Source organism: Halovenus salina, assembly GCF_026410925.1.
Lineage (GTDB): Archaea > Halobacteriota > Halobacteria > Halobacteriales > Haloarculaceae > Halovenus > Halovenus salina.
Window position 1 is genome coordinate 2987152 of the sequence record NZ_CP112972.1, and the last position, 21631, is coordinate 3008782.

General features: G+C 58.6%; 25 protein-coding genes. 8 read left to right on the forward strand and 17 right to left on the reverse strand.

Annotated elements, in window-relative coordinates; genetic code table 11:
• Positions 1 to 10: 10 nt before the first annotated feature.
• The 9 genes from OSC37_RS15075 to OSC37_RS15115 form a co-directional block, all read right to left on the reverse strand.
• Complete coding sequence (locus tag OSC37_RS15075) at positions 11 to 262, reverse strand: DUF3194 domain-containing protein (protein WP_267162256.1); 252 nt, start codon at positions 260 to 262, stop codon at positions 11 to 13.
• A gap of 7 nt (positions 263 to 269) precedes the next feature.
• Positions 270 to 653: a prefoldin subunit beta gene (locus tag OSC37_RS15080; RefSeq protein WP_267162257.1), complete on the reverse strand. Its 384-nt coding sequence runs from the start codon at positions 651 to 653 to the stop codon at positions 270 to 272.
• A gap of 56 nt (positions 654 to 709) precedes the next feature.
• Positions 710 to 1123 carry a hypothetical protein gene (locus OSC37_RS15085; RefSeq protein ID WP_267162258.1) on the reverse strand — a complete coding sequence of 138 codons (414 nt, stop codon included), beginning with the start codon at positions 1121 to 1123 and terminating at the stop codon, positions 710 to 712.
• A gap of 95 nt (positions 1124 to 1218) precedes the next feature.
• On the reverse strand, positions 1219 to 2628 hold the full coding sequence (locus OSC37_RS15090) for a sensor histidine kinase (RefSeq protein WP_267162259.1): 1410 nt from the start codon (positions 2626 to 2628) through the stop codon (positions 1219 to 1221).
• A 25-nt stretch (positions 2629 to 2653) separates the two neighbouring features.
• On the reverse strand, positions 2654 to 3028 hold the full coding sequence (locus tag OSC37_RS15095; RefSeq protein ID WP_267162260.1) for a hypothetical protein: 375 nt from the start codon (positions 3026 to 3028) through the stop codon (positions 2654 to 2656).
• Between the two features lie 84 nt (positions 3029 to 3112).
• Positions 3113 to 4090: a patatin-like phospholipase family protein gene (locus OSC37_RS15100; protein ID WP_267162261.1), complete on the reverse strand. Its 978-nt coding sequence runs from the start codon at positions 4088 to 4090 to the stop codon at positions 3113 to 3115.
• A 30-nt stretch (positions 4091 to 4120) separates the two neighbouring features.
• Positions 4121 to 4984, reverse strand: coding sequence for an SDR family oxidoreductase (locus OSC37_RS15105; RefSeq protein WP_267162262.1), 864 nt, complete (start codon positions 4982 to 4984; stop codon positions 4121 to 4123).
• A 94-nt stretch (positions 4985 to 5078) separates the two neighbouring features.
• Positions 5079 to 6062: a sulfite exporter TauE/SafE family protein gene (locus tag OSC37_RS15110; RefSeq protein ID WP_267162263.1), complete on the reverse strand. Its 984-nt coding sequence runs from the start codon at positions 6060 to 6062 to the stop codon at positions 5079 to 5081.
• A complete protein-coding gene (locus tag OSC37_RS15115) occupies positions 6059 to 6616 on the reverse strand; it encodes a carboxymuconolactone decarboxylase family protein (protein ID WP_267162264.1) in 558 nt (185 codons plus the stop codon). Before OSC37_RS15115 ends, OSC37_RS15110 begins: the two co-directional genes overlap by 4 nt.
• Before the next feature lie 106 nt (positions 6617 to 6722).
• On the opposite strand from OSC37_RS15115, the gene OSC37_RS15120 reads away from it, so the two are divergent.
• On the forward strand, positions 6723 to 7433 hold the full coding sequence (locus OSC37_RS15120) for an NAD(P)H-hydrate epimerase (RefSeq protein WP_267162265.1): 711 nt from the start codon (positions 6723 to 6725) through the stop codon (positions 7431 to 7433).
• 49 nt (positions 7434 to 7482) lie between these two features.
• Here the strand turns inward: OSC37_RS15120 and OSC37_RS15125 are convergent, their stop codons facing one another.
• The 3 genes from OSC37_RS15125 to OSC37_RS15135 all read right to left on the reverse strand — a co-directional run bounded on the left by OSC37_RS15125 (position 7483) and on the right by OSC37_RS15135 (position 11218).
• On the reverse strand, positions 7483 to 9114 hold the full coding sequence (locus OSC37_RS15125) for a potassium channel family protein (RefSeq protein WP_267162266.1): 1632 nt from the start codon (positions 9112 to 9114) through the stop codon (positions 7483 to 7485).
• A 70-nt stretch (positions 9115 to 9184) separates the two neighbouring features.
• Entirely contained in the window at positions 9185 to 9838 is a 654-nt protein-coding gene (locus OSC37_RS15130; protein WP_267162267.1) for a potassium channel family protein, read from the reverse strand.
• 9 nt (positions 9839 to 9847) lie between these two features.
• Complete coding sequence (locus OSC37_RS15135; protein WP_267162268.1) at positions 9848 to 11218, reverse strand: APC family permease; 1371 nt, start codon at positions 11216 to 11218, stop codon at positions 9848 to 9850.
• Between the two features lie 240 nt (positions 11219 to 11458).
• On the opposite strand from OSC37_RS15135, the gene OSC37_RS15140 reads away from it, so the two are divergent.
• Positions 11459 to 12523 carry an AI-2E family transporter gene (locus OSC37_RS15140; RefSeq protein ID WP_267162269.1) on the forward strand — a complete coding sequence of 355 codons (1065 nt, stop codon included), beginning with the start codon at positions 11459 to 11461 and terminating at the stop codon, positions 12521 to 12523.
• Positions 12524 to 12543: 20 nt separating this feature from the next.
• Here OSC37_RS15140 and OSC37_RS15145 read toward each other — a convergent pair whose 3' ends face one another.
• From OSC37_RS15145 to OSC37_RS15165, 5 genes are all read right to left on the reverse strand, one after another.
• Positions 12544 to 12900, reverse strand: a complete 357-nt coding sequence (locus OSC37_RS15145) for a hypothetical protein (RefSeq protein WP_267162270.1) — start codon at positions 12898 to 12900, stop codon at positions 12544 to 12546.
• Positions 12901 to 13012: 112 nt separating this feature from the next.
• Positions 13013 to 13129: a hypothetical protein gene (locus tag OSC37_RS15150; protein WP_267162271.1), complete on the reverse strand. Its 117-nt coding sequence runs from the start codon at positions 13127 to 13129 to the stop codon at positions 13013 to 13015.
• A 167-nt stretch (positions 13130 to 13296) separates the two neighbouring features.
• A complete protein-coding gene (locus OSC37_RS15155) occupies positions 13297 to 14946 on the reverse strand; it encodes a glutamate synthase-related protein (protein ID WP_267162272.1) in 1650 nt (549 codons plus the stop codon).
• A 328-nt stretch (positions 14947 to 15274) separates the two neighbouring features.
• Positions 15275 to 15994 (reverse strand): GNAT family N-acetyltransferase, encoded by a 720-nt coding sequence (locus OSC37_RS15160; RefSeq protein ID WP_267162273.1) that lies wholly within the window; start codon positions 15992 to 15994, stop codon positions 15275 to 15277.
• Positions 15995 to 16173: 179 nt separating this feature from the next.
• A complete protein-coding gene (locus OSC37_RS15165; RefSeq protein WP_267162274.1) occupies positions 16174 to 16554 on the reverse strand; it encodes a hypothetical protein in 381 nt (126 codons plus the stop codon).
• Positions 16555 to 16719: 165 nt separating this feature from the next.
• Between OSC37_RS15165 and OSC37_RS15170 the strand changes: the two genes are divergently transcribed.
• The 6 genes from OSC37_RS15170 to OSC37_RS15195 all read left to right on the forward strand — a co-directional run bounded on the left by OSC37_RS15170 (position 16720) and on the right by OSC37_RS15195 (position 21609).
• A complete protein-coding gene (locus OSC37_RS15170; protein ID WP_267162275.1) occupies positions 16720 to 16962 on the forward strand; it encodes a DUF8001 family protein in 243 nt (80 codons plus the stop codon).
• Positions 16963 to 17507: 545 nt separating this feature from the next.
• Positions 17508 to 18131 carry a helix-turn-helix domain-containing protein gene (locus OSC37_RS15175; RefSeq protein ID WP_267162276.1) on the forward strand — a complete coding sequence of 208 codons (624 nt, stop codon included), beginning with the start codon at positions 17508 to 17510 and terminating at the stop codon, positions 18129 to 18131.
• Between the two features lie 68 nt (positions 18132 to 18199).
• Positions 18200 to 19264 (forward strand): PAS domain-containing sensor histidine kinase, encoded by a 1065-nt coding sequence (locus OSC37_RS15180; RefSeq protein ID WP_267162277.1) that lies wholly within the window; start codon positions 18200 to 18202, stop codon positions 19262 to 19264.
• Positions 19265 to 19495: 231 nt separating this feature from the next.
• Positions 19496 to 19846 carry a winged helix-turn-helix transcriptional regulator gene (locus OSC37_RS15185; protein ID WP_368409470.1) on the forward strand — a complete coding sequence of 117 codons (351 nt, stop codon included), beginning with the start codon at positions 19496 to 19498 and terminating at the stop codon, positions 19844 to 19846.
• Entirely contained in the window at positions 19846 to 21210 is a 1365-nt protein-coding gene (locus OSC37_RS15190; RefSeq protein WP_267162279.1) for a dihydrolipoyl dehydrogenase family protein, read from the forward strand. Before OSC37_RS15185 ends, OSC37_RS15190 begins: the two co-directional genes overlap by 1 nt.
• 99 nt (positions 21211 to 21309) lie before the next feature.
• On the forward strand, positions 21310 to 21609 hold the full coding sequence (locus OSC37_RS15195; protein WP_267162280.1) for a hypothetical protein: 300 nt from the start codon (positions 21310 to 21312) through the stop codon (positions 21607 to 21609).
• The last annotated feature ends 22 nt before the right edge of the window (positions 21610 to 21631 follow it).

A 21631-nucleotide genomic window follows, 5' to 3' on the forward strand; every position in this document is an offset into this window, starting at 1 on the left:
AAAGCCGTGGCTACAACAGGAGGTCGTCGACGGCGCTCTGTGCCGCAAGCGCCGCGTCCTCTGTCACCTGTTCGGGGTCGGTCCGTCCCTCCTCGGCATCGAGATAGATGTCGACCTCCAGGGTACCGTCCTCGAAGGTGACTGTGATGTCAACGTCCGAGACTGCCGACCGATCGTACCGGGAGAATATCACGTTCTCCGCGGCGTCAGCCGCTGTCTCAACTACCGTCTCGTCGTCGGGGACAACACCGTCGTCGGTCATGGCCGGATTACGCGCCGCCAGCGCCGCCCATCGGGCCGCCGCCGGCACCGCCGCCGAGCATCTGCTGGAGCTCCTGCTGGAGTTCCTCGAACTGGTCCTGGACGCGCTCCTCCTGCTTGCCCAGCGTCTCGACGCGGACTTCAAGGCTGTCGACCTTCTCTTCGAGGTCCTCTTGTGCCTGCTCGTAGTCGGTCTCGACGAGAAGTTCGCCGACGTTCCGGTACATCGTGGTCTCGCCATCGATGTTCTCGAGCTCTTCGAGTGCTGTCTTGGACTCGGTGAGTTCGGTCTCTGCCTGCTGTTTCTGGGTGGCGACCTGCTGTGCCGTCTCTTGAAGGTCCTGCAGCTCTTCGAGTTTCTCCTGTGCTTCCGGGGGAAGGTTTCCTTGCATACCCAGAAGGTCGGGACCCTGACTGTTAAACCTGCGCATCTCGCCGTCGGGAGCGTCTATCCCTGGGTCCGCTCCATCTCATAGGAGAGGCGGTGGGGCATCAGGGCTAGCGCACGGACGATGGCCGCTAGCGCGACAAAGATACCGAGCAGGATGTGGGCAACGCCGCCGAGTTTGAGCCACAGTAGCGTCGACGGCCAGCTGTGCAGTTCGGCAAGGTCACTGTTTAGTGCATCCGACGCGCGCTCGGGACCACCACCGGCCAAACTGTGCTCGGTGTGCGTCGCGAAGAAGTCCTCGAGTATCGGATGAAACTCGGTTAATTCGAAAAAGAGCGCACTCCCGGCGAGCAAGTAGCCGATGACGGCGAACACCCCTCCCACGAGGAGCATCTTTTTGATACTTTGTACGGTCGCTTCGATGTCTTCGGCGGACCGTCGCTCCAGTCCGCCGCTATCTCCATCTGACATGACATCAATACCAACACATCCCCTTTGTAAAGTGGCGACTACGATGCGCAATCCGACCGCCAGTCTGCACAAAATTTAAATATTATTGTTGGGATTTACTCATTTGGTGGGAGTGCGAGTGTGACACGGCTACCTCGCGGATTATTCGTATCGAAGCTAATGTAGCCTCCAGAACGTGTGACAACCCAGTTGACTATCCACAGTCCCACGCCACTTCCATGCCGCAACGGCTCCTCGGTGCCGTTGAGCAGCACCTCCTGTTCTTCGGCCGGAATCCCTGGTCCGTCGTCGCCTACGGTGAGCCTCACGTACTCGTGGCCTTGCGTTGGCTGTTCGATGCTGACCGACACTGTTGGGCCGTCGGCGTCATTGTGCTCAACGGCGTTTGTCAGGACGTGTTCAAGTGCAAGCCGCAGCTTTGGTGCGGCGTTTACGAGACAGTGGTCCGGTATCTCGGCGTCGACAGTGACCGTCGGGTAGGTTTGCTGAAGACGTGTCACCTCTGTCTCTACGAGCTGTGTCAGGTCCTGTTGCTCGCGCGAAATCCGGTGTGTGTCTAGCATTTCGGCGAGGTCCTCGGTGTAGGTCGTTAGCTCCTGCAGTTCGGCGGCCTTTGAGACGATGCTCTCGGCGTTTGTCGTGACGTCGGCTGTCTCGGAGCGGGCGAGCAACTCCGCACGGTTAAGAACGACGCTCAGTCCATTCCGAAGGTTGTGGCGTAACACGCGGTTGAGAACCATCGCTTGCTGGCGACTCTCTTTGCGTGGCGTGATGTCTCGCGCGTTGATCAAATAGCCTGAAATCGACGACTCCGGACGGTGACTGACAATCCCTTCAAGCCACACCCAGGTCCCGTCGGCCTGGCGGAACCGATACTCGTGGGACTGAACGGCTGCTCTGGAGTGCCCGACCATCTGTTCAATAGCCTCTCTGACAGCAGGCTCGTCGTCGGGATGGAGAAACTCCCAGTACACCTCGTCGCGCAATTCTTTTGGGCTGTATCCGAGGATATTATCGACCGATGGACTCTGGTATCGGACCGTACCGTCTGGTTTGATGACTGTAATCAGGTCGCTTGAATGCTCAAGGAGGGCTTCGAACCAGTCACGCTCGTCTCGACCGCTCGTCTCTCTAATATGATTGACCAAGTGTGGCCGACCGTCAAGCTCAATGACCGATGCCGACATTTCCGCCGGGATGATATCTCCGCTCTTACAGTAACACGTAATTTCATCTGTCCATCCCTCACCCTCTTCAAAGACCGTTTCGGCAAACGAATTGAATTGTTCTAAGTTGTGTGGATGTAAATCCGAGGCAGGCATCGACCGCAGCTCCTCTCGCGGGTATTCCACAAGTTTCTCTGCGGCAGGGTTACAGTCGACGATGCTGTCGTTTTCGACGTCGACGATGAATATCGCGTCGTTTGCGTGTTCGAAAATCGTCTCGAACTTTTTTTGTGACGCAGTCGGCGCCTGTGAAGCGTTGGATTGTTGATTGTCGGTCATGTTCTGGTCGGCGAGTGTGGCCGACTCAGGCCTCCCGGGCCCACTCTTCTGCTTCTGTTCTGTCCTCGGTCGTCAGCGTCTCTAGAGTGCCGGTGTCTATCTTCCCCCGCAACGAGATAGCTTTGATTCCATCTGCGACGACTCCCCACCGCTCCATTCCCGCCTCGTCAGCGCGTAGGGCGGATTGCTCCCATACGTCGAATACCTCGCCGTCGAAGGGGTCGTCGAGTTTGACCACTGTCACCATCGCGTCGAGATCGTGTGATTCGAGCAACTCCTCAAAAACTGGGTACGCGTCTTTTTTGAACGCAGACAGTTCCATCCCAGGGAGAAACTCCCAGACCATTACCCCGTCTTCGAGTTCTACGGTCCACCCGTCGCCGGATTCTGTGACTACCATACCTGAGACAATGGTATTCGTCTATTTAAATATACACTAACACGTCCGTAACGCCAGACCGAATCAAAAGCGAGACAGCGGGCGTCACTCCGGCTTTTGGTCGAGAAACTCACCGGCCTGGCTGTGTCCACGCTGTACCAACTCGTTGATGAAGTCTGGGCTCCTGTCCAGTTTCGTCGAGCAGTGAAATCGCTTGCCCATCTGGATACGGTGGATGTCTGTCTGTGTGAATTCGTCGGCAGGCAGCGTTCCATCCGCGACCCACTCGTTGACCCGCTTGATGAAGCCAAGCTCCTGGTTGAGCGAGATGTTGCCCGACAGCTCGTTCCGACGGTCGGCAATCACCTCTCTCGACCGAGGTTCGCCCTCGAACTGCTGTGGATTTATTTGAACAATCCACAGCTCCTCTGGCTTGTTTTCGGGTGGCTGGAGCATCAGGTCACGGACTGGTGGATTTTGTGAGAACAGTCCGTCCCAATGATAGTGGCCGTTGATTTCGACCGCTTCGAATAGATTCGGGACTGCGGCCGACGCGAGTATCGCGTCAACGGTCACCGACTCGTTGGTGAACGTCTCGAAGACACCGGCGTTGACATCGACAGTTCCCACCACTAACTCAGGTGCTCCGTGCTTGCAGTGTTCGGGTATCGCTTCGAAGTCGATATGTCGTTCTAGAACGGTACGAATGCGTTCTTTGCCGAGTTCGTTACCCGGTACGTCGTAGGGGCTGACCTCCGGGAGCGGAACGCCGGTCCGTTCGAGCGTATTGGCGAACTGGACCCAGCTGTTGAGCGTCCGGTCGCTGTAGGCTGTCGCCGACAGGTCGTCCCAGATGTCTTCGAGGAGGCCGATTGCTGTCTCTTTATCGGCCGTGACCAGACCGTACCACATGGCGAGTGCAGTAAATGCCCCGCCCGATGTCCCGCTGAGCCCGACCAACTCGTACTCATCGTCCCAGTCACAGTCCGACAATAACCGCTGTAACACGCCAGCAGTAAACGCTGTATGACTTCCGCCACCCTGGCACGCGATTGCGACGTTTGTTTTTGAATCCTCACTCATAGTTGGTCGTACCAGTCACACATGGATAGGTCACTCATAAGTGGTCGTGTAGCCGCCGTCCCAGCATAGGTCACTTCCGTTCAGGTGGTTCGCGTGCTGTGAAAAGCCGAACACGAACAGGTTAGCGACTTCTGCCGGAGTCATCATCGTTTTTGTGCGTGCCTGGCCGAGCATTACGTCCTCGACGACCGCTTGTTCGGAGATACCCCGACTCTCTGCGGTATCGGCTATCTGGTCGAGCATCAACGGCGTGAGCACGTAGCCGACGCTGACCGAGAACCCTCGAAGCGTTCCGTCTCCTTCGGCAGCAATTGCTCGCGTGAGTCCCGTAATCGCGTGCTTTGCGGTGATGTAGGCGGCTTTGTCACGGGTGGCATAGTGGCCGTGGACCGAGGACATGTTGGCAATCGCACCGACGCCGTCGTCGGCGGCCTTGATATGTGGCATCGCACATTTCGAGAGGACGAACGGAGCCCGTACCATCACGTCTTGAAGTAGGTCGTATTTATTCATCGGGAACTCCGAGATTGGGTCGATGTGTTGCATTCCGGCGATGTTCGCGACGTATCGCAACTGACCGTCGTCACTCGCTGCAGCCACCATCGCGTCCACGTCGTCCTCGTCGGTCAGGTCGGTCTGAACGCAGTCGATTTTCCCTTCGGCATCGACAGCCGCGGCTAACCGTTCGGTTTCTGCGAGACCATCGTCGTCGATATCCGCACCGACGACGGTCAGTCCGTTTGCCGCCAGCGCTACGGCAGTCGCCCGACCGATTCCCGACGCCGCTCCCGTGACGATAGCGACGGTGTCGCGCGTGAAACGAGGGTCATCAAGGACGAGCAGGTCGTCGCGGCTCAGTTCCGGCGCACTCAGTTCAAAATCGTCATCAGTCATTTCACGCGGACCTACCGTCCCCGCCCGTATAGTTCGAACTCACACTCAGGTAAGGGCGATATACTGCGCTTACCGCCTTGAGCTCCGGCGGCCGTCACGCCAGAAGTTCGACGCCAAGGACGAGTACACCGACGAGCCCGAACACGACGCCTAAGGCCACCTCCATCAGGTCGCTCGGAACGTACTTGGCCACGCGTGTGCCGATGGTCCCGCCGACGACGACCCCGGGGACCGACCACGCGACGACCCACCAGACTGGTGTCGCCGAGAGCGCATGCACGAGTGCCCCGGCCCCCGCGGCGATAGCGAGCGTGAAAACGCTCGTCGCGACGGCGACACGGGGCGGAAGCCGACACCGGACGATGAGTTGTGTCGTGACGAGTTCAGGGAGGCCGGCACTGATGAGACCCGTAATAAATCCGCCGACAGTCGACAGCGCGACGCCCGGCGGCCGCCAGCAGGTGTCGTAGACGAACTGCTCGCCGTCGGTGGTCTCGATGACTGTCGTTCCCTGCTGTGTGTTCTTTTCAGCGAGAAAGGGCGTTTCGTGTTCACCCGGTTCGTATTCTTCGGGCGGCTCGTAGTAGACGAGAAACGAGCCCAGAACAACGAGACCAGCCCCGAATAGGAGTTTGAGAAGCGTCGGGTCGACGTAGTGAGCGAGCAAGGCCCCGAGGACCACCGCTGGGACCGCCCCCGCCAGCAACCACTTGGCAGTTCGATAGTCGACGACCCCCTGCTTGACGTACGCCCGGAGCCCGTTTCCCATCCCGAACACCTCGGTCAAGAGGCCTGCACCGATTGCCTGTGCCGGTGAGAGCCCGACGACAAGCATAAAAAATGGGCTAAAAAAGAGTGCACCGGAGACGCCCGAGGCAAGAGCGACCGCAGAAAAGAGGATGGCAGCCGGGAACACCCACCAGTGGGTCAGAAATCGCTCGACGGTGAATCCTGTCGATGGTGCACCGGTCGTCGCCGAGGCTGTTCCAACAACCGAGGTCACGTCGAAGACTCCACTCACTGCGAGGCCGACAAGCGCCACCGCGACCGCGATAGCCGTACCAGACCATCGAGTCATGCAAACAGGTCTGCAACACGCTCGTCGGATGGGGTCCACCCAATGAATGCTCCGCCCTCAAACGGAAGGTCGACCGACGCTACGTAGTTACACAACCCGACATAAAAGTCGACGATTAATCCGATGGCCACGACCTCTGCGGAATTATATGCCTGACAGAGTGCACCGTGTATTTCGTCGGTTACGTCCCCCGTTGCTACAGCCTCCGCGTATTGAACGAGGACGAACTCCTCAGGGGGAAACGGCGTAAAATTGTCGCCACCAATGGCACGCATCTCGTCGGTTGTGACACCCTTATTTCGAGCGATGTCGACATGTTGATGCCACTCGTACCGGGCACCGCGTGCCCGGGCGACAGTCAGAATGACCAGCTCCTTTTTTCGCGGCGTGAGCTGGTCGTATAGCGTATCGAGATACTCTAGCGTCGCCTCCAGAAGCTCCGGATTGTGTGCCCAAACACGGAAGATGTGCCGGTCTCCCAGATAGTCGTCGGTGAACAGATAGTGATACTCCTCGGGAATCTCATCGATATCGAGTAAATCGAGTCGCGTCATGTGCCCCAGTACATCCAGGGTGGTACATAATGGTAGCTAACCGCCCGGTAATCCGGTCACTCTGTCGTGGGATACGTTCATTGTGTCTGCTCCAGAGTATCGTTGTATGACCGACATGACGTTTCGTACACCGGACGGAATCGAGGTCCCCAGTGTCACTGCCGACGAAATGCGCGAAGTTGACCGGCTCGCGACCGAGGAGTTCGGCATCGACCTTCCCCAAATGATGGAAAACGCTGGCCGAAATCTGGCCTGGCATGCAAGAGAGATGGGAACAGCGGTGACGGTCGTCGCCGGAAACGGGGGCAACGGCGGCGGTGGCATGGCCTGTGCCCGCCACCTCCACAACCGCGATGTCCCCGTCCGTGTCGTCCTCGACCGACCGCCGGCCGACCTTGAGGGAGCTGCGGCACACCAATACGCGATTCTCGACCAGAGTGGAGTCCCGGTCGACACCGGACCGACTGCATTGGGAGAGCCGTCGGTACTCGTGGACGCGCTCATCGGCTACGGACTCACTGGCGCGGTCCGTGGACCGGCCGCCGAACTCGTCGAGGCGATGAACGACAGGGCGGCTCCTGTGTTGTCACTTGATATCCCCTCCGGCCGGAACGCGACCACCGGCGAGACGCCGGGCGAGGCGGTCGACCCCGCTCGCGTGCTCACTCTTGCGCTCCCCAAAACGGGGCTCCGGTCGGCCGACTGCCCGGTCTCTCTTGCCGATATCTCACTCCCTGTCGCTCTTTACGAGCGACTCGGTATCGACTACGAGACGCCATTCAAGAACCGCTACTGGGTAAAAATAAACCCCAAGTGACAACAATGACCGCTCACACGAGGCGAACGGCTCGTGTCCCAGAAGGATATCAGGCCGTGTGTCTGCGTTCGAACGCCTGAAGGTCCGTTTCGGTCCCAGCGAGAATCAGCGTGTCCGAGCGTCGAACCTCGAAGGCAGGCCCTGGATTCGCGTGGACGGTCCCATCGCGTTCGACAGCAAGCACCTGAACACCAGTTTCGGTTCCAACGGGTGCGTCCCCGAGTGCAGTACCGACGAGTGCGGGAGCGTGTACGCTGGCGACCGTGGGTCGGTCTATCCGCTCGTCACTTCCTCCGGACGAAAGCAGACGTGCCGCTACCATATGTGCGGTGACGTCTGAGAGCGCGAGCGTGAACCCGATGCCTGCGTCGTAACAGTTCTGAACAGACTGGACGTTATCGGCGCGCGCAAGTGTCTGAACGTCAGGCGCGTGGTCCCTGATGACCAGCGCTGCGTATACGGCAAGGGAGTCCCGAGAGAGTGCAAGAACGATGCTATCGGCCTCGGCCACGTCCGCCTTTTTGAGTGTCTGTGGCTCTGTGATGTCCCCGACGACATCGACTCCCTCTTTTTGTTCGTTGTCGACAACCGTGACGTCGACACCGTCTTGACGCAGACAGTTCACCACTGTCTCCCCGACGACACCGTAGCCAGCGACGACGGCACGCTTGCAGGATTCTGGACCAGTCGTTGTCTGATTGAGCGTCGTGAGTTGGTCGCTGTGGCCGACGACGAGCAGAACGGCATGCTCGACCAACGTGCGGTCCGGGTCGACGGGTGCGACGAATTCACCGTGAAACCAGCCGCCAACTACCGTGATGCCGTACTGCTGGCGGAAAGAACACTCGGCGAGTGTCTGCCCTGCCAGGTCGCTACCCTGTTCGACGAGTATCTCAGAGAGCGCCACCTCATTCTCGGTCGTCGTGCTGTCAGAGACGCCGTTCGAAACCTGTGTGCCTCTGATTTTTCCAGCCAGACGCTCACCGACAGCCACGCGAGGGCGGACAACCTCGTCAGCACCGGCGTATCGGTGGTACTCCTCGGAATCGCTGTCTTCGACCACGCTGACGATGCGAATGTCAGGAGCTCGTCGCCGCGCTGCGAGGATAATGCTCGCGTTTATTTCGTCGTTTACGTCGGCGATTACGGCTGCGGCCTCGGAGATGTTCGCTCGTCCGAGTGCGCCGGCTGTCTCCGGGTCTCCCTGTATCGCATCGACTCCGTCTCGGAGGAGGTCCCTGACCACATCACGATCGGGTTTGACAAACAGGGGTTCGACGTTCATCTCCTCAAGCTCCGACCGAAGGGCTCCTTCCCGAGGCGAGTCGGCACAGACGATGACGTGCCCAGTCAGCGAGCTCTGGCTTGGAATCTCCGTTCGAAGTGCGTCCTCAAGTAGTGGGACGACAAAAAACGGAATGGCAAAAAAGACGAGTGACACGCCGGTGAGATTCATCGCGACGACGACCGCATTCATGACCGGACTCGACCAGGGAGCGTCGCCGCCGAACCCGGCAGTAGTGAGCGCCTCCAGAACCACCTGGAGTGACCGAACAAACCCGAGACGTTCTCCCTCGAACGTTGCCATCCCCCAGCGGTACACCGACGCATACACAAACAGGAGGACGAGGCCGCCGACAACCGAGACGGCGACCCGCCGTGAGATGCTCAGCCTCGACACGTCGTGTGAGAGTCGCCGTCAGGCGTATATAATTCCGGTTTCGCCGGCGTAAGCACCGACCAGCTCCACGTCACCCACGAAGTAAATTCATCACTTCGTCGTTGACAGCCGCCTCGACGGCAACGAGATAGCGGTCGCCTGGCTCCAAGGTGGTGTCGGCGGTACTGACCCGGTCACCGTTCGCGTGAGCGATGATGAGACTCCCGCGTGGCAGACTCGTGTTCCGGAGTGTTCGGCCGGCCGCCGGCGCGTTTGGAGTGATTTTCACTTCGAGGATTTCGAGATTGCCGCCGACCGATTCGACTGAGCGGACGCCGTCGCCGACGAGCTCGTTGATGACAGCACGTGCGCCGGGTTCTTCGGGGTAGACAATGCCATCAACAAGATCCGAATACTCCTCAGTTGCCTCTGGGTCGCTAACTCGCATGACCACAGTCACGTCGGTCATCTCCGCTGCTGCCATACAGATGCCGAGATTCGTCGCGGTGTCGCCGGTCATCGCAGCGAGAACGTCACACCGGTCAGGGTCGGTCTGCCTGAGGATGTTCGGTCGACTTGCGTCACCCTCGATGACCGTTCCGATGTACTCGTTGTTGATGTACCGACAGCGACCGTGGTCGCGTTCGATGAGCGTGACCTTGTGGCCTCTGTCGTTCAAAAGCTGTGCTGTTCTGAGTCCCATCTGTCCGCCGCCTGCGATGACGATCTCCTTTTTATCTATCATGGTTGTCTCTTACTGAGGGGTTGGTTCCTGTGAACGTTGTTCTGTGCCTTCGCTGTGACGCCGCTTGTAGCGCTCCCAGAGCACGTAGACGATACCACCGAACGCCAGCCAGCTAATTGCAATTGCCCATGTCTCCGGGGAAATGTAGAATCCCAACACCAGATTCAAAACGATTCCGAGCAGCGGTGGAATTGGGTAGAACGGAATCGAGAACGGCCGTGAGAGGTCCGGCTTCTGGCGGCGTAGCCGCATCACCGCAACGTTAACAACAATAAACCCGAGTAGCGAAAACAGGCTCGCGAGGTTGCCGATAAGCCGAATCGGGACGAATAGCACCGTCAACAACATCACGACTGCGCTGGCAAGAATAGCAGCAAACGGCGTCCCGAACCGGGGATGAATCTGTCCGAGTTTGCTCGGTAGCTGTCGTTCTCTTCCCATTGCGAACGCAACACGGCTGGAGCCGATGATGACCGCGTTGAGCGCACTGATTGTTGAGAACACAGCCCCGAACGTAATCAGAGCAGCACCGGTCCCGATTATCGGAAACGAGGGCATGAATCCTTCGGCGGCCTGTGCGACGGCCGTCTCGCCCGCGGCACCGAGTTCCTCGGCACCGAGTGTACCAATAGCGACGAAGACGACAAGCAGGTAGATAACGACGGTCACGAGCAGGCTCAGGAAGATGGCTCGCGGAATGTTCTTCTGTGGGTTTTCGACCTCCTCGGTGACTGTTGCGATTAGGTCGTAGCCCTGGAACGCGATGAATGTCAGCCCCATTGCTGGCAGAATCTTCGTGAATCCACCGTCTTCTGGGACAAAGGGCGTAAACTCGCCCGTCTCGACTGCGAACACACCGAAGGCAATGAAGACGAGAAGAATGGCGATTTTAAGAACTGTTATAATCGTCTCTGCCCCGCCACTCGCCTCGGTCGAAACGGCGTTGAGCGCGACAAACAGACCAACGACGACGATTGCATAGACAATTGGCAGGTCAGGTGCGGACGGCACGTAAAGATGGACGAACTCGACGAAATTCGACGAGAACCCGAGCGCGTACAGGCCACCAGCGGCCATATATGTGAACCACCGTGTCCACCCCATGACAAACGAAACCGCTCCAGAGAAAGTCTCTCGGACGTAAGCGTAGCCGCCGCCGTTTCGCGGGATTGCACTCGCGAGTTCGGCGTAAGAAAGTGCTGTAAACAGCGTCACACCTCCGTTCAGACCGAACACAACGACTGCGGCCGGCCCAGCTGTCTCCGCCGCCAACCCAGTGAGGACAAAGATTCCTGCGCCTATCATCGCACCGACTCCAACCATCGTCGCGTCGAGCAATCCCAGAGACGCTCCGGGAGCCCGGTCACCAGCGTGGCTCATTTATATACCCGGTTTTGTGCCATACTTGTTCGAAGACGAGGCGTTCTCGGGAACGCGTACATCCGGGACCTGATTTCTCTGTTAGAAAATTAAACGTAACTTACTCTCACGTTACCGATTTGTCCATCAGTCTCGCCCCGCAGCTAGCATCTCTTGGCTCAGCACGAGAATTACCCGCTCGAATCGAGCGGTTACGTTGGTGTGAGTTATGTTCATTGAGCGTCCGAGTCGAAAGCTGATATGAACAAACAGCAGGGGTTTCTCCTCGTGTTGCTAGCGATTTCAGGCGCCGTGAGCCTCGTGATTGTTCTCCCGTTCGTTCAGTACGTCCTCGGGGCTGTTATCGTTGCGTATGTCCTTTATCCCGTCAACGAGCGACTCGTACCCGTTCTGGGTCCGCGTCTCGCGCCGTTTGTAGTTATTCTTGGTGCGTCGCTGACGGTGTTCGTTCCGGTCGGATACCTCGTTTTCATACTGGCGAGAGACCTGATAGCCCTCTCGAATGGAGAAACCGGACTGCAGACCGACCAGGTCGAGACAACCGTCCGTGACCTGACCGGCCAACAAATCGACCTCTCGGACTCGGTGAATAGCCTCGGAACCGAACTACTCGGTATCCTGTTTACAGATATCTCCGCCATGGTTTCATTCGGTCTGCGCCTTTCGGTCGGCCTCGCGCTCGTCGTCTTCGTTTTGTACTACCTGCTCCGGGATGGGGACGACTTCGTCGCGTGGATCATCGAGATCGCGCCGATGGGGAACACCGTCTGTGGTCGTCTCTTCCGGCGAATCGATAAGACGACCTGGGGCGTCGTCGTCGGGCATCTTCTTGTGGCAGTACTCCAGGGACTTGTGGGCGGGCTCGGACTCCTGATTGCTGGTGTTCCCAACGTAGTGTTCTGGACGTTCGCCATGGTTGTCCTCTCGCTGTTGCCGCTCATCGGGGCGTTTCTCGTCTGGGCGCCAGCCGCAGCCTACCTGCTGACAATCGGCCAGATTCGTCCTGGCGTCTTCGTGTTGGTTTACGGTGCCCTGATTGTCAGTATGATAGACAACTACGTCCGCCCGCTCCTGATAGACAGGGAAGCCAGCCTCAACCCGGCTGTGGTGCTCATTGCGGTGTTCGGGGGCACATACGCCATCGGTGTGACCGGACTGTTTGTCGGTCCGGTCATACTTGCAGTGTTCGTGGCGACGGCCGAGGCATTCAATGAAGAGTACGATGCACTCGGCGAGTCGGCTGTCAAATCCGGCGGCGACCTGTCGGACCCACCAGAGGGAACTCCCGAGGCCAGCGACCCGTGAATCGTCTCGCTCGGAGCAGTTCAGAAGGTGATTATTTCGTAATCGTCGTCGACGAGCGACCGGATGCTCGGGTGACCGTCGTGGTCGTCGAGTGTCACGACTCCGGCGTCCTCAACCGCATCATCGACGCCGAACGCGCCGGCACAGAAGTCACAGACTGCAGTGTCTTCACGGACAGTCTGGTACAGCTCGTGGTAGTCACTTGACTCGTCTTCGAGTTCGGGAATCCACTGCGTTCCAGCGCCGTCGAAGATGAGTTTGACCTCGTCGCTCTCGGTCTCGGCGAACTCCTTTGCCGTTTCGAGCGCGTTGGCGAGACGGCCGTAGTCCGCGTGTGATTCGTTGTCGGCGAGAACAATCACTGCTGTTTTTGCCATCGTAACCTCGAACGGTCCTCCACGAGCAAAAACCAACGCTAACCGCGCAGTAAGGAGGTAACACAGGTGTAACCACACATTGCCGTTGGTGACGGTGGTGGTCGTCTGCGGTTCACAGCGGTAACAGCGCGGAGAAGACACAGTTGACGACTTCGGTGAGTACTGGGTGGCTGTGAACGGCCTCCTGGATGTCCTGAACCGTCTCGGTCTCGGCTTTCATCGCGGCCACGATTTCCTGTACCAGTGCCGATGCGTCGGGGCCGATGATATGACAGTCCCGTATCTCGCTCTCCAGGCAGATGAGAACATTTATTAAAACCTCTTTGATCGAATCGTCACCTCTGGGATAGTGGCTCGATGCTGTCGAACGCCTCGTGGAAGCGGCCTGACCCCGGTTCAGCGACCGACACCTGCGTACTCGACGCCGGTCAACTCGGCGATGTCTTTTTTCCAGGCAGTCAGGTCGCGCCGCTCGAACTTCGAGAGGCTATCGTGTCCACACGCCCGGGCCATCACCTTCATCAGCTGGACCGTCGCTCCGAAGAAGTTCTCGAGGCCGTTGGCGGCGGAGTCGATAACGAGCCGGCTCCGGAGGTCCTCGCGCTGTGTCGCGATGCCGACCGGGCAGTTGTTCGAGTCACAGGCTCGCATCCCGAGACAGCCGATGGCCTGCATCGCCGCGTTCGCGACCGCGACGCCGTCCGCGCCCAGCGCCATCGCCTTAATAAAGTCCGACTCCGTCCGGAGACCGCCGGTGGCGATGAGCGTCACGTCTGACCGGCCGCGGTTGTCGAGGTGGTCGCGAGCACGCGCGACGGCGGCCATCGTCGGAACCGAGATGTTGTCCTTGAATACGTCGGGGGCCGCGCCGGTACCGCCGCCGCGGCCGTCGAGGATGATGTAGTCGGCGCCGGCCTCCAGCGCGAAGTCGATGTCCTCCTCGACGTGTTGGGCCGAGAGTTTGAACCCCACGGGGATGCCGCCGCCGACTTTACGGACCCGGTTAGCCATCTCGGCGAACTCCTCGGGCGTCTGTAGGTTTGGGAATCTGGACGGACTAACAGCGTCCGTTCCGGGTTCGAGGTCTCTGACCTCGGCGATGCGTCCCTGAACTTTCTCGCCTGGAAGGTGGCCGCCGGTTCCGGTCTTTGCGCCCTGACCGGCCTTGAAATGAAAGGCCTGGACATCTTTGACGTGGTCGATGTCCCACCCGAACCTACCGGTGGCGTACTCGTAGAAGTATCGTGAGTTGGCTTCCTGCTCTTCGGGGAGCATCCCGCCCTCACCCGAACAGATGCCGGTCCCGGCTCGCTCTGCTCCCACCGAGATTGCGATTTTTGCCTCCTCGCTGAGCGCACCGAAGCTCATGTCGCTGACGAATATAGGGATGTCGAGTTCGAGAGGACTCTCAGCGCCGGGACCGACGACAAGGCTGGTGTCCACGGGAGCCTCGTCGTCAAGAGGCGTCGTCGCGAGCTGTGCAGTCTGAATCTGGAGCTCATCCCAGGAGGGTAGTTCGGATCGGGGGACGCCCATCGCCGACACCGGGCCGTGTTCGCCGATTCCCTCCGGGCCGTGCTGGGCGAGCTGTTGGATATAGTGGGTGTATGGCTCCTTGTCGTAGTCGGGTTCGCCGTAGAACTCTGGGTTCGTTGTGCTGTCGCCCGCTTCGGGGTCACCGTACGGTTGTGGGTTCTCCTCACCCCAGGCTCGCACCGCAGCGGCGTCGACGTACACCGCATCGTCGCCATCGCCGACGGTGGCCGGAAACGTGGCGAGTTCCTCACTGTTGTCGTACTCGCTGATGCCGGTATCGAAGCGATAATCCCAGCCGTGGACGCCACAAATGAGGTTCTGTCCGTCGACGTGACCGTCGGCCAACAGTACGCCGCGGTGGAGACAGCGACCGTACAGCACAGACACCTCGTCGCCGTCCCGAACGACAACCAGGTCGACCTCCGCGACGCGGGCGTGGGTTGGTTCCCTGTCTGGGAGTTCGCTCCAGGTTGCAATTCGTTCTGGGTCCTCAAGCTGTTCTGGGGACATCTACTGATTGGATGGCAGTTCGGATAATAAAATTGGCTTACCCCCAGGTTAGGAGCAAACACAAGCTTTCCCCACGTCGACTCCACAGATGACAGACGGAGACAGACAGGTGTACAGGACCGTCGAAACGGTCTGTGCGTCGTTTCCCGGGGCTTTTAGAGTTCTCGAAAATCCGGTCGTCTATCCCGGGATCCTGCCCTGTCATTCGGCCAGAGCGGGAGTCCACGCTGAAAGCCCACGGCTTAGCCGTGGGTTAGCTTACTTTGTCGGACTCGAAGCAGAGACGGTCGCAGTCGTTGAGCAAACAGGAGACACGTAGCCCCGAGAGTCACAGATACGCGGCGTCCCAGCGAGTTGGCTTGCGCCTGTTGCCACAGCCGTCACACTGGATGCGCCCCATCGCGTCCATCGCGTTCGCGAGCGACTGGCAGTTCGCACACCAGTAGCCGTAGTGGTTGCCGTCCTCCTCTAGATAGACAAGGTGAAACTGTCCAATCGAGCCCCGTTCCGTGGCTGTGTGGTCGATGTAGACAGTGTCACCGTTGACCTCAACGGCCTCGGTGTCGCCCTCGAAGGCCGCGTATATCTCCTGTGCGTACTCGGTTCCGTCGATGTCGACAGTCTCCTCGCCGACTTTCTCCATCCCGTGCCGTTGGTAAAAATCACCGCCGGCGGCGTTGACCGCGAGCACCCGCCCCAGTAGGTTCGGGACGCCGCGCTCTTCGAAGGCTATCTGTGTCTCCTCGAAGAGGCGTTCGCCAAACGATTCAGTTCGATGACTGGGGTCGACATGGAGCCAGTACAGTTCGGCTGTCGAATCGCCGGTCTGTTCGGCGTCTGCGAAGCCGACCACCTGTTCTTCCTCTTCGGCCACGAGTAACAGCTGTCTGTCGTCATCGAGGCGCTCGGTAAGACGTTCCTCTGCGTACCACTCGTCGACTGCAGCCCCGATAGTGCTCGGGTCGAGCGGGTATGAGGCCTCTAAGGACCGACGGGCAACATCTCTCAGCGCCGGTTTGTCATGCGGTACCGCTTCTCTAACTTCCATACACAGTGTACGACCGAACTGTGTATAAACGCTGTGGCGGTTGTGCCCCCGCAGACCAAAGCCGTCCTGATGAGGTGGACCTGTGTAATCCGTCCAGACCGGCTCGGAGTCGGTAGCCATCTTGACGACGCCCAACGGTTATGGAGGATAGCGGCTTCGATGCCACGTCGGATTCGTCATTACGGTCTCGTCTCCCGGTACGCACAGTGAAAGCCAGCGGCGTAATTGTAGAACGCCGGAACAACATCTGTCCTGAGGTCAGCCCCCGGTCTATCCGCGAACTCCCCGGCCGTCTGTGCACGCGCATCGTCAATCGCGGCCTCGACGTGGTCTGGGATGTCCGATTGTTCGGTGGCGCTCAGATACGCCCAGATGAACGCCGACTCTAGCGCGTCGAAAAACGCCGCCGTCGGCTCGTATTCGGTGTCGTTGGCCGCGGCGAGACGATAGTACGTCCGTCGAAGTAACGTCGACCCGTCGTTGATGTCGTGGTCGGCAAACGACCCGGTTGTCGTACAGTCGTCGACCCCGCTGTCGACTTTCCATTTTTCGTGCTCCATACGTTATTATCGGGCGAATTGCTCTTGTAACTACTCCGTTCGTGTGGTGTGTTCACACACCCAAACCGCCGTATCAGAGAGCAGGAGTAGTAATACGTTGTGGTGTACCGATTCCGCGCTGGCAACCCCCAAATACTTACCACCCGTGGGGGAGTACTTCCGTCAATGTCGGACGACCCAGTCAGAATCTCCCGCAAGGAGCTCTCATCCGAGGAGATTATGGACCGCATCTCATCAGGTCGACGTGTCATCGTGACCGTCGAGGTCCTCGGGGTCGAGCGAGATGTGACACTTCGAAAAACCGATGAGGAGTACGTCTGCGATACCGGATTCAAGCTGATGAACTACGAAGAAGAAGACGGTTTGAAGTCCTGCATCGAGCGGCTGCGGCTGACCGATACCTCGTGACTGTGTGACCAAGTGCAGCAACCCTGCCAGTGACGGGCCTCTCCAGCGCCGCTAGGGGTTACAGTACCGTAAGCAACGGTTTTATCATGTGGATGAGTGGCCGTGTGGAAAAACTACCGCGACTCTCGTCAGTTGTCACCGCTAGCCAATAGTCCGAACCATTCCACGTTGCGACGCGCTACGAGAGTTCCTCTCTCCCTAACCACCCCCTCACGAGTGTCTCACTCTTCCACGACCCCACCCGCCTTTGACATCCGATGTCGATCACTGACAGTGACTTCAAGACAGCACCGCGGTTAGATACTACCAGACCCACGCCTCGCCAACTGTTGTTACGGAAGACTCGAGGCAAAAGCCTCGCCCTTCAGGGCGGGGGATGTCAAAACTGCGCTACGACGCCACTCGATTTGATGGTTGGCTGTTACGAGGGGAAACACGCCGTCTCGGACCGTTGTTCCCGTGTGTCTGTGAACTGACTGCAACATTCAAGATGCCCCCCAACGAACGCGTACACGTATCAATTAAACAGCGAATCGCACACAGCTATGACAACTAACGAAAGACCACATGACGACGACACGTCAATCGCAGACCTCGAACTGGACGGCGAGCATCGAGAGGTCAGGCTTCAGGACCGCGAATACAGTATATATCGATGCACTGATTGCTCGAACGTCGTCCTCTCGATGCAGGACTGTGGTGACGGAATGACCTGCCACGGCGAGCCGATGGAACGCGTTACCGAGTGCGAGCTGGACATCAAGCCACCAGACATCAGACAGGTCCTGTTGGACGCGTTCGGACTCCCGAAGCCAGGGCTCGATGTCTGTCTCTGTGTCATCGGTGAAGGGCCTGCTTCGCCGGCCGAGTTGGCGGATTATCTTGATTACAGCGAGAGCACGATACGAAACTATCTCTCGGAACTCGTCGAATTCGGACTCCTTGAAAAGTCCCAGCTCAACCGGGAGGGCGGCGGATTCGTCAACGTGTATCACTCCATAGACCTCACGGAAATGCGCGAGGAGTCGCTTATCGGGTTCTACGCGTGGGCGGGCGAAGCGGCGTCGCTCATCGAGGAAGCAAATCTCACAAAAGAGGATTACCGCGACGCCGAGTACGAGGACGGCCTCAACGAGATATTCTGGGAGCAGTTCCGTGAGGACAGCTGAGGTCGGCTCACTACGGTAACTGTCTATCCCCGTGACATTGATTACCTGCCGAACCGTGTTGCGTATCAATGGCAGGCGCACGCGAGCAATACAAGACGCTATTCGACCTCGCGCCGGACCCAATTTTTGTTGCCAATCAATCGTCTGCGACAATCCAGGACGCGAACGACCTCGCGGTTGAAACACTCGGCTACTCGAAAGACCAACTTGTGGGGATGGAGCTACTCGAGCTTCACCCCTCCCAGCAGGCTGAACTGTACCGTCGCCTGTTCGAACAAACGCTGTCGGAGGGCACACTACGGACCCGGACACTCCCCGACGGGAGCCAACTGCAGTTTGTCACAGCGGAGGGAGATCGGATACCGATTGAGCTACACGCCCGGACAGTAGCTATTGACGGGGAACAGTTGACGTTCGGTATCGCTCGGGATATCAGCGAACAGATAGCAGTTCGCGAACGGGTCGAATCCCAGCGCGACCTTCTCGACGTGCTCAATCAGGTCGTGCGCCACGACCTCCGAAACGACCTCCAGATTGTCGAAACGTACACCGAACTACTGGATGATGAAATAGACGAGGACGCGACGGAGTATCTCGAAACAATCCAGCAGTGCACGAGAAACGCTGTCGAATTCACACAGACAGCAGGTGACCTCGCTGAGGTAATACAGAACCCTGAGATCGAACGCCGCCCCACAACAGTGAGGCCGATGCTCATCAGACAGTGTGAGGAGCTCGAACAGATGCACCAGAATGCGGTGATTAGTCTGGCCGACTCGCCCGCGGAGGTCACTGTTCTGGCGACTGAGCTACTCGAATCTGTCTTTCGAAATCTGCTGCAGAATGCGGTTCAGCACACCGATTCCGACCGGCCGAGCGTCGATATTTTACTTGAAACAGACGAGGTCAACGCAACCATTCGGATTGCAGACAACGGACGTGGTGTCCCAGACGGCCAGAAGACCGAGATATTTGGAAAAGGCGAGAAGGGACTCGAAAGCGACGGCTCTGGTCTCGGTCTGTACCTGGCGAAGACGCTTGTGAACAGCTACGGTGGCAATATCTGGGTCGAGGACAACGACCCGACCGGAAGTGTGTTTGTTGTCGAACTGCCGCTCGCAGACAGAGAGTAAAGCTATCTAATAAATATAGTACCGACGAGGACTGTTTTTCTCGCTGAGAAGGCCTGGCGGTCATAAAAACAGCGTAGCGTGAGGTATCGATACGTTCCTGACTATTTGAGGTACTTATACCTTTGGGAGACCGTCAGCTCGTTCCTGGGTCCATGTCACGTTAAATACGCTACCGAAACTGGGTCTATCCGAGACATGAGCTCAGAGTCGACAACACAATCGAGCGGACAGGTGGGTATACGGACTGAGAAAGTGCTGTTCGCGGACCCCGACGAGATATTCGACGACGTGCAGCCGGTGCTGGGGCGGAAATGGCACCTCCGCATCGTCTATCAGTTGCTGGAAAACGGGGCGATGGGATTTTCGGCCCTGAAACGCAAAATGACTGGCGTTTCCTCGAAAATGCTATCGGAGAGTCTAGACAGTCTAGAAGACGAGCGAATTGTCGAACGGTCGGTCGTGAGTGAACAACCCGTTCGGGTCGAATATGACCTGACTGAACGCGGCCGTGCGCTCGAACAGGTCGTCACCGCAGTCATGAACTGGGGATACGAGTTCGACTTCGGGGACGGTGACAGCTGATGACAGAGTACGATGTTCTTGTCGTCGGCGGAGGGACTGGGAACAACGTCGCCGCCGCGGCCGCCGACGCCGGCCTGGAGACGGCCCTCGTCGAGAAATCGAAGCTTGGCGGAACCTGTCTCAACCGGGGCTGTAATCCGTCGAAGATGCTCATCCAGGCGGCAACGGCGGCAAACCGCGTGCGCGAGGCCGACCAATTTTTCACCGATGCGACAGTCGAGGACATCGACTACGCGGCTATCATCGACGACATGGACGAGACGCTGTCGCCGCTGGCTGCCGGGATGGAAGAGAACTACCGCAACAAAGAGCACCTGACGCTGTACAGCGACGAGGCGACGTTCGTCGACGACCGGACCGTCGAAGTCGCCGGGGAACACGTCAGTGGAAACAAAGTCGTCGTCGCCGCGGGTTCGCGCCCACTGGTGCCGCCAATCGATGGTCTCGACGATGTCGAGTATATGACGAGCAGCGACGCCCTGTACCGGCGCGAACAGCCCGACTCACTTGTCGTCCTCGGCGGGGGGTACATCGCCGTGGAACTGGGGTATTTTTTCGAATCGCTCGGGACCGACGTGACGATTATCGAGATGATGGACACACTCGTTCCCCGAGAGGACCGCGATGTCGCCGAGGCGTTTACCGAGGTTGCCCGCAGACGACACGATGTCTACACCGGACACCGCGCTACCGCGGTGGAGTCTACGGGGGACAGAATCCGGGTCCACGCAGAAACCGAGAGCGGCGACGAACTTGCCGTCTCCGGGGACGAACTGCTGGTCGCACTGGGTCGACGGCCAAACACAGACACACTCGCTGTCGACGCGGCAGGAATCGAGACCGACGATAATGGATTCATCGTGACGAACAACCGACTCGAAACGTCGGCTGACAACGTCTGGGCACAGGGCGATATCGCAGACAACGCGATGTTCAAACACTCGGGCGACTACGAAACGCAGGTTACAATCGACAACGTCGTCCACAAGCGGGGACGCGAGGCCGATTTTACTGCGATGCCACACGCTATCTTTACCGAACCACAGATGGCAGGTGTCGGCAAAACCGAGACTGAACTCCAGGACGCAGACCGCGAGTATCTTGTCGGTCGTGAAGAGCTACCCGGGACGCCAATGGGGCGGGCGAAGAAACTCGACGACGGATTCGTGAAGGTTCTCGCGACCCCAGATGGTGAGATTCTCGGCTGTCACATGCTCGGCTACGAAGCGTCCACGATGATTCATGAAGTTGTCGTCGCGATACGAGCCGGCACCGGACATGTTTCGGACATCGCCGATACAATTCACGCGCATCCGACGCTGAACAAGGTAGTCGAATACGCCTTCCAAGATGTCGAGGGCTGACAGTGACTCGATGGAAATGCTGCTGCGCAGTGAGCCAGGGGTAAGCAGCTATTTTATGTACTCGCTGATTGGCCACACGTACGGACGGCGTGGTCACACGTGAGCGATAACGACCCCAGCGGACCAGAGACAGGCAATCCACACGTGCAGGTCCTCTCCTGGGTCGTCGACCGGTACGACAGGAGAGACCAACCGGTGAGCGTCGCCGACGCAGCGACACATTTCCAGCAGGAAAGAGAGACCGTCCAGTCGTGTTTCGAGCATCTTGAGTCGAACTATCTGTTGACGACCGAAGGGGACGGCTACCGGCCGACAGTAACCGCCCGCGAGCTGCTCGAACTCGACGTCGAGGATGGGTCTCCGCTCATTCTCGATATCACGTCGGATACTGCCGAGTGAGCGGTGCGGGAGCCGTCGTTTC

Coding starts and splice junctions, on each gene's coding strand:
- OSC37_RS15100 (WP_267162261.1), bottom strand. CDS start 4,090: ATGAGTGAGGATTCAAAAACAAACGTCGCAATCGCGTGCCAGGGTGGC.
- OSC37_RS15145 (WP_267162270.1), bottom strand. CDS start 12,900: ATGGCAAAAACAGCAGTGATTGTTCTCGCCGACAACGAATCACACGCG.
- OSC37_RS15160 (WP_267162273.1), bottom strand. CDS start 15,994: ATGGAAGTTAGAGAAGCGGTACCGCATGACAAACCGGCGCTGAGAGAT.
- OSC37_RS15180 (WP_267162277.1), top strand. CDS start 18,200: ATGGCAGGCGCACGCGAGCAATACAAGACGCTATTCGACCTCGCGCCG.
- OSC37_RS15140 (WP_267162269.1), top strand. CDS start 11,459: ATGAACAAACAGCAGGGGTTTCTCCTCGTGTTGCTAGCGATTTCAGGC.
- OSC37_RS15095 (WP_267162260.1), bottom strand. CDS start 3,028: ATGGTAGTCACAGAATCCGGCGACGGGTGGACCGTAGAACTCGAAGAC.
- OSC37_RS15165 (WP_267162274.1), bottom strand. CDS start 16,554: ATGGAGCACGAAAAATGGAAAGTCGACAGCGGGGTCGACGACTGTACG.
- OSC37_RS15120 (WP_267162265.1), top strand. CDS start 6,723: ATGACCGACATGACGTTTCGTACACCGGACGGAATCGAGGTCCCCAGT.
- OSC37_RS15135 (WP_267162268.1), bottom strand. CDS start 11,218: ATGAGCCACGCTGGTGACCGGGCTCCCGGAGCGTCTCTGGGATTGCTC.
- OSC37_RS15085 (WP_267162258.1), bottom strand. CDS start 1,123: ATGTCAGATGGAGATAGCGGCGGACTGGAGCGACGGTCCGCCGAAGAC.
- OSC37_RS15110 (WP_267162263.1), bottom strand. CDS start 6,062: ATGACTCGATGGTCTGGTACGGCTATCGCGGTCGCGGTGGCGCTTGTC.
- OSC37_RS15175 (WP_267162276.1), top strand. CDS start 17,508: ATGACAACTAACGAAAGACCACATGACGACGACACGTCAATCGCAGAC.
- OSC37_RS15080 (WP_267162257.1), bottom strand. CDS start 653: ATGCAAGGAAACCTTCCCCCGGAAGCACAGGAGAAACTCGAAGAGCTG.
- OSC37_RS15115 (WP_267162264.1), bottom strand. CDS start 6,616: ATGACGCGACTCGATTTACTCGATATCGATGAGATTCCCGAGGAGTAT.
- OSC37_RS15170 (WP_267162275.1), top strand. CDS start 16,720: ATGTCGGACGACCCAGTCAGAATCTCCCGCAAGGAGCTCTCATCCGAG.
- OSC37_RS15105 (WP_267162262.1), bottom strand. CDS start 4,984: ATGACTGATGACGATTTTGAACTGAGTGCGCCGGAACTGAGCCGCGAC.
- OSC37_RS15075 (WP_267162256.1), bottom strand. CDS start 262: ATGACCGACGACGGTGTTGTCCCCGACGACGAGACGGTAGTTGAGACA.
- OSC37_RS15155 (WP_267162272.1), bottom strand. CDS start 14,946: ATGTCCCCAGAACAGCTTGAGGACCCAGAACGAATTGCAACCTGGAGC.
- OSC37_RS15190 (WP_267162279.1), top strand. CDS start 19,846: ATGACAGAGTACGATGTTCTTGTCGTCGGCGGAGGGACTGGGAACAAC.
- OSC37_RS15130 (WP_267162267.1), bottom strand. CDS start 9,838: ATGATAGATAAAAAGGAGATCGTCATCGCAGGCGGCGGACAGATGGGA.
- OSC37_RS15090 (WP_267162259.1), bottom strand. CDS start 2,628: ATGACCGACAATCAACAATCCAACGCTTCACAGGCGCCGACTGCGTCA.